10 protein-coding genes are annotated in these 11260 nt (G+C 69.3%); 6 read left to right on the plus strand and 4 right to left on the minus strand.

Features of this window, described 5'->3' with window-relative positions:
* Positions 1 to 106 precede the first annotated feature (106 nt).
* The 4 genes from KDK82_RS00215 to KDK82_RS00230 form a co-directional block, all read right to left on the minus strand.
* The gene (locus KDK82_RS00215; protein WP_012207532.1) at positions 107 to 781 is read right to left on the minus strand and encodes a GntR family transcriptional regulator; all 675 of its coding nucleotides are present in this window, start codon (positions 779 to 781) and stop codon (positions 107 to 109) included.
* Positions 782 to 852: 71 nt separating this feature from the next.
* Positions 853 to 1908: a low specificity L-threonine aldolase gene (locus KDK82_RS00220; protein ID WP_088163632.1), complete on the minus strand. Its 1056-nt coding sequence runs from the start codon at positions 1906 to 1908 to the stop codon at positions 853 to 855.
* Complete coding sequence (locus KDK82_RS00225) at positions 1909 to 2946, minus strand: tripartite tricarboxylate transporter substrate binding protein (RefSeq protein WP_179217827.1); 1038 nt, start codon at positions 2944 to 2946, stop codon at positions 1909 to 1911.
* Between the two features lie 82 nt (positions 2947 to 3028).
* Positions 3029 to 4195: an ABC transporter substrate-binding protein gene (locus KDK82_RS00230; RefSeq protein ID WP_088163636.1), complete on the minus strand. Its 1167-nt coding sequence runs from the start codon at positions 4193 to 4195 to the stop codon at positions 3029 to 3031.
* Positions 4196 to 4596: 401 nt separating this feature from the next.
* Between KDK82_RS00230 and KDK82_RS00235 the strand changes: the two genes are divergently transcribed.
* The 6 genes from KDK82_RS00235 to KDK82_RS00260 are packed head-to-tail and all read left to right on the plus strand — an operon-like array spanning position 4597 to position 11161.
* Positions 4597 to 5346 carry a DUF969 domain-containing protein gene (locus KDK82_RS00235; protein WP_012207528.1) on the plus strand — a complete coding sequence of 250 codons (750 nt, stop codon included), beginning with the start codon at positions 4597 to 4599 and terminating at the stop codon, positions 5344 to 5346.
* Between the two features lies 1 nt (position 5347).
* A complete protein-coding gene (locus tag KDK82_RS00240) occupies positions 5348 to 6301 on the plus strand; it encodes a DUF979 domain-containing protein (protein ID WP_043825613.1) in 954 nt (317 codons plus the stop codon).
* A 16-nt stretch (positions 6302 to 6317) separates the two neighbouring features.
* Entirely contained in the window at positions 6318 to 6986 is a 669-nt protein-coding gene (gene pcp, locus KDK82_RS00245; protein WP_013800620.1) for a pyroglutamyl-peptidase I, read from the plus strand.
* 34 nt (positions 6987 to 7020) lie between these two features.
* A complete protein-coding gene (locus KDK82_RS00250) occupies positions 7021 to 7779 on the plus strand; it encodes a LamB/YcsF family protein (protein WP_012207525.1) in 759 nt (252 codons plus the stop codon).
* 9 nt (positions 7780 to 7788) lie between these two features.
* Complete coding sequence (locus KDK82_RS00255) at positions 7789 to 9384, plus strand: urea amidolyase family protein (RefSeq protein ID WP_088163638.1); 1596 nt, start codon at positions 7789 to 7791, stop codon at positions 9382 to 9384.
* Positions 9385 to 9433: 49 nt separating this feature from the next.
* Positions 9434 to 11161 carry a biotin carboxylase N-terminal domain-containing protein gene (locus KDK82_RS00260; RefSeq protein WP_088163640.1) on the plus strand — a complete coding sequence of 576 codons (1728 nt, stop codon included), beginning with the start codon at positions 9434 to 9436 and terminating at the stop codon, positions 11159 to 11161.
* The last annotated feature ends 99 nt before the right edge of the window (positions 11162 to 11260 follow it).

Here is an 11260-nt window from a genome sequence, read left to right on the forward strand (position 1 = left end):
GACACCGAGGAAGGGCCGCCCCGCCCCGAGGGTGTCGTCCCCCTCCCTCGCGAAGCGAGTAGAGAGGGGGAAGGCGCGTAAGCGCCTCAGGGGGTGTCTATTGTTTTCACACTTTGATGCCCTTCTCAGCCAGGCGTCGGGCGTAGGCGGCCAGGATCAGCCGCTCCGAATGCACCAGGTAGTCATTGAGCGCGGCAGCGGCCTCGGCCGGCTTGCCATCCTCGAACTGCTGCAGGATGCGCGCATTCATGTCCACATAGGGGGCATGCAGGAAGTGCGGGTCGCGCAGCAGGCCGAAGGCCAGCCGCAGCTCTGCCAGCAGGTGCTCGAACATGGTGTCCAGGCGCTCGCTGTCGGCCAGCTGCACCACGGCCTTGTGGAAACTCATGTTGGCCGTGCCCACGCCCGACCAGTCCTGGGCTTCGCGGTGGCGCTGGGCCGCCTCCACGGCTTCGCGCATCAGGCTGCGAGCCGGGTGCATGGGATAGGCCTGGGCCAGCGCCTGGCACTCCACCATGCGGCGCACGCGGTAAATGTCGATGATGGAGGCGATGCTGGGCGCCGCCACCGACACGCCCTTGTTGGGCTCGTGCACCAGCAGCCCCTCCTTGGTCAGCAGCCGAAAGGCCTCGCGCAGCGTGTTGCGCGAGATCTGCAGGCTTTCGCTGAGTGAGGCCTCCGACAGCTTTTGCCCGGGCTCCCAGGCACCATCGATGAGCTTGCTGCGCAGCTGCTCGGTCACGCGGTCGGTCAGGTTGAGGATATCGGTGCTGCGGGTCATGGTGATGGGGGATGCAAGGGTCGATGGGCAGTGTAGCCAGGGCCGGCACTCCTGCCGGCCTCGCGTGGTGCTCAGTTGTCGTGATGCAGCCGCGTGAAGGTCTGCAGGGTGCTGTCCACGGCCTTGTCGTCAATGTGGCGGTGCGTGACCAGGCGCAGCAGGCCCGCGCTGCCCGTGCGCACCAGCACGCCGGCTTCGGCCAGGCGTGCCTCCCAAAGGCGCGCCTCGGCCGTGCTGGTGCCCACGCGCACCTGCACGATGTTGGTCTGCGGCAATTCGGCCGCGCACCATGCCAGGTGGATGGCGCGCAGGCCCTGGTGCAGGCGGCGGGCGCGTGCGTGGTCCTCGGCCAGGCGATCGACCATGTGCTCCAGCGCCACCAGGCCCGCCGCCGCGATCACGCCGGCCTGGCGCATGGTGCCGCCCAGCATGCGCCGTATGCCGCGCGCCCGCGTGATGAAGTCGGCCGGGCCCATGAGCACCGAGCCCACCGGAGCCGACAGGCCCTTGGACAGGCAGACGGTGACCGAGTCCGTGTGCGCGGCGATCTCGCGGCAGGACAGGCCCAGTGCCACGGCGGCATTGAACAGGCGCGCGCCATCGGTATGCACGGGCACGCCATGGCGGGCGGCCAGGGCATGCAGGGCCGCCAGCGACTCGGGCGCCGCCACGCTGCCGCCTCGTGCGTTGTGGGTGTTCTCCACGGCCACGAGGGCGCTGGGGCAGCGCGCGGATGCCGAGGTGTCCAGCGCCGCCTCCAGCGCGGGCAGGGCGATCAGGCCGCCGTCGCCGGGCAGGCTGCGGTAGTGCATGCCGGTCAGGCCTGCGGCTGCGCGCTCGGCGTTCAGCAGATGGCTGCCGGCCTCGGCCAGCACCTCGCCGGGCATGCGGCCATGGGCGAGCACGGCCACGAGGTTGCCCATGGTGCCGCTGGCCACGAACAGGCCTGCGGCCTTGCCAAAGCGCTGGGCGGCTGTCTCTTCCAGCGCACGCACCGTCGGGTCGCCGTCCAGGCCGTCGTCGCCCAGCGGGGCGCAGGCCATGGCTTCGAGCATCTGCGGCGTGGGGCGCGTGACGGTGTCGCTGCGCAGGTCAACGACGTCATGGTGATGGTGCAGGGAGGGCATTCAGTCCGCCTTGATGTTGCGTTCCTTGATGACGCGGGCCCAGCGTGCGGCGTCGGTCTCCATCTGGGCACCGAACTCCGCCGGAGTGCGGGGCGTCAATTCCAGCCCCAGGGACTGCAGCTTGGCCTGGAGCGCGGGCGTGGCCATGGCGCGGGCCACGGCATCGTGCAGCGCGGTCTGTATGCCGGGGGGCAACCGGGCAGGCGCCAGCAGGCCGAACCAGTGCAGCACGGTGAGGCCGCGCACGCCGCTTTCGGCCATCGTGGGCACCTGGGGCAGGGCCGGCGAGCGCTGGGCACCCGTGGTGGCCAGGGCGCGCAGCGCGCCGCTTTTGATATGGGGGATCACGGTGGGGGCCGAGGAGAACATGCTCTCGGTATGGCCGGCCACTACGTCGGCGACGGCCTGGCCCGAGCCCTTGTAGGGAATGTGGGTGATGAAGGTGTCCGTCTGCTGCTTGAACAGCTCGCCTGCCAGATGCGTGGCCGTGCCCGTGCCGCCCGAGGCGAAGTTGATCTGGCCGGGCCGTGCCTTGGCCATCGCGATGTATTCCTTCACGCTCTGCGCCTTGAGCTTGGGGTTGACGGCCAGCACCAGCGGCGAGGAGCCGATCAGGGCCACGGGCGTGAAGTCCTTGAGCGCGTCGTACGGTGTCTTGTAGAGACTGGGCGTGATGGTGTGCGGCATGTCGGCCAGGAGCAGCGTGTAGCCGTCGGGCGCGGCGCGTGCCACCAGCTCTGCGCCCAGCATGGCCGAGGCGCCGGGCTTGTTGTCCACGACCACGGGCTGGCCCAGTTCGCGCGACAGCTCCGTGCCCAGCGCCCGGGCGATGTTGTCCGAGCCGCCTCCGGCCGTGTAGGGCACGACGATGCGCACGGGCTGCGCAGGCCATTTCTGCGCCAGGGCAAGACCGGGCAGGGCAGCCGCTGCCAGGATGAGCAGGCGGCGCTGCAGGCCCCGGTGGGAAGCGGGATGTGCAGCAGGATGAAAAGAGGGGTGCAAGGCGGGGTGCGGAAGTGGGTGACGTTCGGCAGGCATGGCGAAGGCTCCTTGGTGCAGCGACAGAAAGAAACGATGGGCCGATCCGCCAGCGGCCTGGCCCGCAAGCCACCCGCCTTCATCAACCGATGAAGCGCCCCGCATTGCCCAGCACGCCCAGGTCGATGAAGCTGGAGCCGACATGGGGCGCCTGGCCGCTGTAGTCGATGACGAAGCCGCCCATGTCCCAGTTGCGGATGCCGGCCAGCGCCGAGCGCAGCTTGGCCTGGCTGGGGTCGCGGCCTGCGCGTTCCAGGCCCTCGGCCAGCACGCGTGTGTTCACATAGGCTTCCAGCGTGCCCAGCGAGAACTCCTGCTGCCCGTGGGCGCGCATGGCGGCCTGGTAGTCGCGCACCACCTGCAGCTTGGCCTGGTGCGGCGCGGGAACGACCATGGTCAGGGCAATGCCCCGGGCGTCCTCGCCCAGCGGCTTGAGGCTGTCGTTGGGCAGGGTCACGCTCAGGCCGGTGAGCAGCACGCCGGGCGCGCTCTTGCGCAGTCCGCGCACCAGATCGACCGACACCGTGCCAGCCGTGGCCAGCAGCACGGCCGAGGGGTGGGCCGCGTCCACTTTGTTCAACACATCGGCCAGATTCTTGCCATCGGTGGCGATGGCCGCCTGCACGGCGGGGGCCATCTTCTCGGCCTCCAGGGCGCGCGTGGCGTCCTCCAGCATTTCGCGGCCGTAGGCGTTGTCCAGGTAGACGATGCCAATGCCCTTGAGCCCCATGCCCGCAAGGCGCTGGACCAGGCGGCGGACCTCGGTGGTGTAGCTGGCGCGCACATGGAAGACGTTGCGCGATCCCTTGCGCAGCGACGAGGCGCCCGTGAAGGGCGCCACATAGGGAACGCCGGCTTCCTCGATCAGCGGGATGACGGCGGCGTTGTTGGGCGTGCCCACGCAGGACAGCAGGGCAAAGGCCGTGCCCTTGGAGAGCATCTGCCGCACGTTGTCGGCCGAGCGCTGGGGCACGTAGCCGTCGTCAACCATCTGCAGCTGCAGCGTGCGGCCCTGGATGCCGCCACGTGCGTTGATCTGCGCCATGGCCGCTTCCGTGCCCAGCTTGATGTCGGAGCCGAACCCGGCCAGCGGGCCGCTCATGGCGGCCGAGCAGCCGATGGTGATGGTCTTGGCGGACAGGCCTGCCTCATCGGCGAAGGCATTGCGCACGAAGGCCGGCGCCAGCGCGGGAACCGCTGCGATGGCTGCAGCACGGGGAAGCAGGGAAACAAGTTGACGGCGTTGCATGGATTCAGAGCTCGGACAAAAGGGATGGGAGCAGGAAGGTGCCATTCACGCCGACTGCCACGCGTGCGCCGCAGGCCGGGAGGGCGGCCCATTGTAGGAGGCGGCCTCGTCACAGGCGATACCGGGGCAGGGGCATTGTTGTGTTAATGCATTCTATGGATATTAAATATCCGATAGTTTTTGACATTTGAAAAACCCGTGTGTGCTCAATCCTTGGGCAACGATATGCGGGTTTGTACTATCAGCATGCGCTGATTGTCTTATTCACAATTCGTTTCTGTAAGACAAATTCTTTGTTTTGTTGAACAAAACCAGGTTGGCAGCGCACTCCACGCCACCGGGTTGGGCCTGCGGGGCGGCTTGACGGCCACTCCGCACCGGGGTGTGAAGGGGGAATCAACATGCTGACTGACGTCAATCTCTGGCCGCTTATCGGAGTGGCCATCATCGTTGCGGGCTTCGTGCTGCGCTTCAATCCCATGCTGGTCGTGATCGTCACGGCCATCGGCACGGCACTGGCGGCGGGCTTCCCCGTCGACAAGGTGCTGGCCACCATTGGCACGGGCTTCATCAAGACGCGCAACCTGCCGCTGATCATCCTGCTGCCGCTGGCCGTGATCGGCCTGCTGGAGCGCCATGGTCTGCGCCAGCACGCGCAGAACTGGATCAGCTCCATCAAGTCGGCCACCGCAGGCCGCCTGCTCATCGTCTACCTGGCCGCACGCCAGCTGACGGCCGCCGTGGGCCTGACCAGCCTGGGCGGGCATCCGCAGATGGTGCGCCCGCTGCTGGCGCCCATGGCTGAAGGTGCGACCCAGTCGCGCTTCGGCATCCTGCCCGCCAAGGTGCGCGACAAGCTGCGCGCCTACTCGGCCGCCACGGACAACGTGGGCCTGTTCTTCGGCGAGGACATCTTCGTGGCCTTCGGCGCCATCGTGCTGATGACCACCTTCCTGAAGGAAGCCGGCATCGAGGTCGAGCCCATCCACGTCGCGCTGTGGGGCATTCCCACGGCCATCTGCGCCTTCGTGATCCATGCCTGGCGCCTGCGCCGCCTGGACCGCATGCTGGAGCGCGAACTGGCCCAGTACAAGGCCGGTGTCGAAGCCGACGCAGCCAACGCCAACGCCACCCAAGCCAAGGGAGCCTGAAATGACGCTGACCATCCAACACCTGTACTACCTGGTCGGCTTCGTCCTGGCCGTCACGGCCGTGATGACGCTGCGCGATGCCAGCAACCCCAAGCGCTGGTCCAGCGGCCTGTTCTGGGCGCTGTATGCAGCCGTCTTCCTGGTGGGCAATGAACTGCCGCCCGTGGTCGTGGGCGTGATCGCCGTGGCCATGGCCCTGATCGCCGGCTTCGGCGGCGTGGGCAGCGGCCGCCATGCGCCGCGCAGCGATGCCGAATACCTGGCCAGCGCCAAGCGCCTGGGCAACAAGCTGTTCGCACCGGCGCTGGCGATTCCGCTGATCACCATGGTGGGCACGCTGAGCGCCTCGCACCTGGTCTTCGGCGGCACGCCCCTGCTGGACCCCAAGGCCACCACGCTGGTGAGCCTGGGCGTGGGCTGCGTGCTGGCCCTGGGCCTGGCCTGCTGGCTGACCCGCGAGACGCCGGCCCAGGGCATGCGCGAATCGCGCCGCCTGACCGATGCGCTGGGCTGGGCCCTGGTGCTGCCCCAGATGCTGGGCATGCTGGGCCTGGTGTTCTCGGACGCCGGCGTGGGCAAGGCCGTGGCCTATGTGACCACCACCTATATCAACATGGACATCCGCTTCGTGGCCGTGGCCGTCTACGTGCTGGGCATGGCGCTGTTCACCGTGGTCATGGGCAACGGCTTTGCCGCCTTCCCCGTGATGACGGGCGGCGTGGGCGTGCCCATCCTGGTCGGCGTCTACCATGGCGACCCGGCCGTGATGGCGGCCATCGGCATGCTCTCGGGCTACTGCGGCACCCTGCTGACGCCCATGGCGGCCAACTTCAACCTGGTGCCCGCCGCGCTGCTGGAGATCGACAAGAATGCCGTGATCCGCGCCCAGGTGCCCACGGCCCTGGCCCTGCTGACCGCCAATGTCTTCCTGCTGTACTTCCTGATGTTCCGTTAAAGGACGGACTGTTGCCATGACCGATTCCACTTCCCCGCGCATCCTGGTGACCGGCTTCGAGCCGTTCGAGCAGGACCCTGTCAATCCCTCGTGGGAAGTGGCGCGTGCCCTGCATGGCGAGACCGTGGCCGGCGCCACCGTCCACGGCCTGCAGCTGCGCTGCGTGTTCGGCGAGTCGCTGCGCCAGCTGCAGGAGGCACTGGCGCAACTGCAGCCGGTGCTGGTCATCAGCCTGGGCCTGGCCGGCGGCCGCAGCGAATTCACGCCCGAGCGCGTGGCCATCAATATCGACGACGCCCGCATTCCCGACCATGCGGCGCGCCAGCCCGTGGACCAGGTGGTGATCCCGGGCGCGCCCGCCGCGTACTTTTCCACGCTGCCCATCAAGGCCGTGGTGCACAACCTGCGCGCGCGGGGCATTCCGTCTTCCGTGTCCAACACGGCGGGCACCTTTGTCTGCAACCACGTGTTTTTCGCGCTCATGCACTGGCTGGCCCAGGGCAAGGCGGCGCCGGGCGCGCGTGGCGGCTTCATCCACGTGCCGGCCCTGCCCGAGCAGGCAGCGCGCAAGCCGGGCATGCCCAGCATGTGCCTGGCCGACCAGGTGGCTGCCGTGCGCGAGACCATTCGCACGGCCCTGACCGTGACCCAGGATCTGAAGGAAAACGCCGGCCAGCTGCACTGAGAGCCTGTGCACCGAGTCCGGCGAGGAGAGAACGATGAAAATTGACCTGAACAGTGATCTTGGCGAGAGCCTGGGCGGATGGCGCATGGGCGACGACGCCGCCATGCTCGACATCGTCAGCAGCGCCAACGTGGCCTGCGGATTCCATGCCGGCGACCCGGCAGGCATCCTGGAGACGCTCAAGGCCGCCCGCGAGCGCGGCGCCATGGTGGGCGCCCATGTGTCCTATCCCGACCTCGTCGGCTTCGGCCGGCGCAACATGGATGTGGCCAGCGCCGACCTGGTGGCCGGCGTCATCTACCAGATCGGTGCGCTGCAGGGCCTGGCCCGCGTGGCCGGCACCGAGGTGCGCTACGTCAAGCCGCACGGCGCGCTCTACAACACCATCGCCCACGACAGGCGCCAGGCCACCGACGTGATCACGGCCATGCGCGCCATCGACCCCAGCCTGGTGCTGGTTGCGCTGGCCGGCTCGCCGCTGATCGACTGGGCGCGCGATGCGGGCCTGACCGTGGTGGCCGAGGCCTTTGCCGACCGCGGCTACACGCCCGAGGGCACCCTGGTCTCGCGCCGCGATCCGGGCGCCGTGCTGCACGATGTGGACCAGATCGCCGCGCGCATGCTGTCCCTGGTGCGCGACGGCGTGGTCGAGGCCGTCGATGGCAGCCTGGTGCGCATTGCCGCCGACTCCATCTGCGTGCACGGCGACAGCCCCGGTGCCGTGGCCATTGCACGACACCTGCGCGAACGTTTCGAGCAGGAGGGCGTGCGCATTTCCTCCTTCGTGGGCTGAGGGCACACCATGCGTTTTCTACCCGTCAACCGGCAGGCCCTGATGGTGGAGCTGGCCGATCTGGATGAAACCCTGGCCCTGCTGGGCTCGCTGCAGCGCGAGCCCATCGATGGCGTGCAGGAGCTGGTGCCGGCCGCGCGCACCGTGCTCGTGCAGTTCACGCCCGCCCAGGTGGGCGTGGCCGAGCTGGTGCGCCGCATTGCCGCACGCGACCTGGGCCAGCGGGCCGAGCGCAGCAATGTGCTGGTCGAGATTCCCGTGCACTACGACGGCGAGGACCTGGCTGATGTGGCGCAGCTGCTGGGCATCACGCCCGAGGAAGTCGTGCGCCGCCACACGGGCAGCGAGTACGCCGTGGCCTTCACGGGCTTCGCGCCCGGCTTTGCCTACCTCAGCGGGGGCGATCCGATCTTCAACGTGCCGCGCCGCACCACGCCGCGCACGCGCGTGCCGGCCGGCTCCGTGGCGCTGGGCGGCACGTTCAGCGCCGTCTATCCCCAGGCCAGCCCAGGCGGCTGGCAACTGATAGGCCGCACCTCGGCCCGCATGTGGGACCTGGCGCGCGAGCTGCCTGCGCTGCTGCAGCCCGGCTACCGCGTGCGCTTTGTCGATGCGGCCGGCATGGCCCAGGTGGATGACGCGCCCGCGCCCGCCGTGGCGCAGGCCGCGCCGCATGAAGGCAACGCGCTGCGCGTCAAGGCCACGGGCCTGATGACGCTGTTCCAGGACCGGGGCCGGCTGGGCCAGGCCGGGCAGGGCGTCTCGGCATCGGGCGCCATGGACCAGGCAGCCTTCAAGGCTGCCAACCGCCTGGTCGGCAATGCCAGCGACCTGGCCGTGCTGGAGACCGTGGGCGGTGGCCTGTCGCTGCAAAGCCAGGGCGAGACCGTGGTCGCCATCACGGGCGCCGATGCGCCCCTGGCCGTGACCACCGGGTCCGGCCAGCGCTGGAGCGTGCCGCGCTACCAGGCCGTGGCCCTGGCCGATGGCGACCAGTTGACCGTGGGCCAGCCCGTGGCCGGCGCGCGCTGCTATGTGGCGGTGCGCGGCGGCTTTGCCGTCACGCCCGTGCTGGGCAGCGCCTGCACCGACACCCTGGCGAATGTCGGCCCAGCCGCCCTGGCCGTGGGCCAGGTCCTGCCCGTGCGGCCTGCAGACCGCAAGGCCGTGGCCGCACCCGAGCTGCCGCCCGAGTCCCTGCCCACCACCGGGCAGGACGTGGTGCTGGACGTGGAGCTGGGCCCGCGCACCGACTGGTTCACGCCCGAGGCCGTGGCCCTGCTTGCCGCGCAGCGCTGGCAGGTCACGCCGCAGTCCAACCGCGTGGGCCTGCGCGTGGCGGGCGAGCAGCCCCTGGCGCGCGCCGTGGCCGGCGAACTGCCCAGCGAAGGCACGCCGCTGGGCGCCATCCAGGTGCCCCCCAGTGGCCAGCCCGTGCTGTTCCTGGCCGACCATCCGCTGACGGGCGGCTACCCCGTCATCGGCTGCGTGGCGCCGCACCACCTCGATCTGGCCGGCCAGATTCCCGTGGGCGCCTGGATCCGCTTCAACCCCATCCGCGCCTTCGAGGAATACACCCCCGGCGCGCAAGGCTCCAAGAACTGAACGCGGGGAGCGCCCGGTGGCGCCTGCCCGCAACTGAAAGAAGCTGATCATGAAAAAAGTCCTGATTGCCAACCGTGGCGAGATCGCCGTCCGCATCGCCCGCGCCTGCGCCGACTACGGCGTGAAATCCGTGGCCGTCTACGCCGATGCCGACATCGACGCCCTGCACGTGCGCATGGCCGACGAGGCCTATGGCCTGGACGGCGAGCGCCCGGCCGACACCTACCTGAACATCGCCAAGCTCATCGCCATCGCGCACAAGAGCGGCGCCGACGCCGTGCACCCCGGCTACGGCTTCCTGTCCGAAAGCGAAGCCTTCGCGCGCGCCGTGATGGATGCGGGCCTGCGCTGGATCGGCCCCACGCCCGAGACCATCGCCAAGCTGGGCGACAAGGTCGAGGCGCGCAAGATCGCCCTGCAGGTGGGCGCTCCCCTGGTGGCCGGCACGCCCGACCCCGTCAAGGATGCCGGCGAAGTGCTGGCCTTTGCCCAGCAGCACGGCCTGCCCATCATCATCAAGGCCGCCTTCGGCGGCGGCGGGCGCGGCATGAAGATCGCGTGGCGCATGGACGAGGTGGAGGAGCTCTTTCACTCGGCCGTGCGCGAGGCCGTCACCGCCTTCGGCCGCGGCGAATGCTTTGTCGAGCAATTCCTGGACCGCCCCCGCCATATCGAGGCCCAGGTGCTGGCCGACACCCACGGCAACGTGGTCGTGCTGGGCACGCGCGACTGCTCGCTGCAGCGGCGCAACCAGAAGCTGGTGGAAGAGGCCCCGGCGCCCTTCCTCAGCGACGAGCAGCGCGCCCGCATCCACAGCTCCGCACGCGACATCTGCGCGGCGGCCGGCTACGTCAGTGCGGGCACGGTGGAATTCCTGCTGAGCCAGACAGGTGCCATCTCCTTCCTCGAAGTCAACACGCGCCTGCAGGTCGAGCACCCCGTGACCGAGCAGACCACGGGCGTGGACCTGGTGATCGAGCAACTGCGCGTGGCCGACGGCCTGCCCCTGTCCATCACCGAAACCCCGGCGCCGCTGGGCCACTCCATCGAATTTCGCATCAACGCCGAAGACGTGGGCCGCGGCTTCCTGCCCACGCCCGGCCCCGTGGTGCGGTTCGACCCGCCCTCGGGCCCCGGCGTGCGCCTGGACACGGGCGTGCAGACCGGCTCGGTCGTGCCCGGCAGCTTCGACTCGCTGATGGCCAAGCTCATCGTCAGCGGCGCCACGCGCGAACAGGCCCTGGCCCGCGCCCGCCGCGCGCTGGCCGAGTTCCGCATCGAAGGCCTGTCCTCCGTCCTGCCCTTCCACCGCGCCGTCATCGGCCATGCCGACTTCGTGGGCAACGACGGCTTCAAGGTCCACACGCGCTGGATCGAATCCGACTTCGCCGAACCCCTGGCCGCCGCCGTGCGTGCCGAGCCGCTGCCCGACGCCAGCCTGGTGCGCTGCGCGGTCGAGATCGACGGGCGACGGGTGTCGCTGGGCCTGCCTGCGGTGCTGCTGCAGGGGCTGGCATCGGCTGGCGGCGTTGTGGCTGCCGCGCCTGCTGCCGAATTTGCCGTGGACCCCGCTGCCGTCACCTCACCCATTGCAGGCAATCTGCATGCGTGGAAGGTGGCCGATGGCGACACCGTTCAGGAGGGCGATGTGATTGCCGTCATGGAGGCCATGAAGATGGAGATGCAGGTGACTGCGCATCGCAGTGGGGTGGTGGCTTTGGTGGCTGAGGCGGGGAAGGCGCAGGTGTTGGGGGCTGTGATTGCTCGGATTGGCTGATTTCTGGTTGACCTGTTTTTGATTTTGTTGTGCCTTTTGCGGCAGAGGCCGGGTCTCGCCCCGGCAGGCGACCCACTTTCTTATCGCGCGATAAGAAAG

This window comes from Delftia sp. K82 (genome assembly GCF_002193035.1).
In the GTDB taxonomy this organism is placed as follows: domain Bacteria; phylum Pseudomonadota; class Gammaproteobacteria; order Burkholderiales; family Burkholderiaceae_C; genus Comamonas; species Comamonas acidovorans.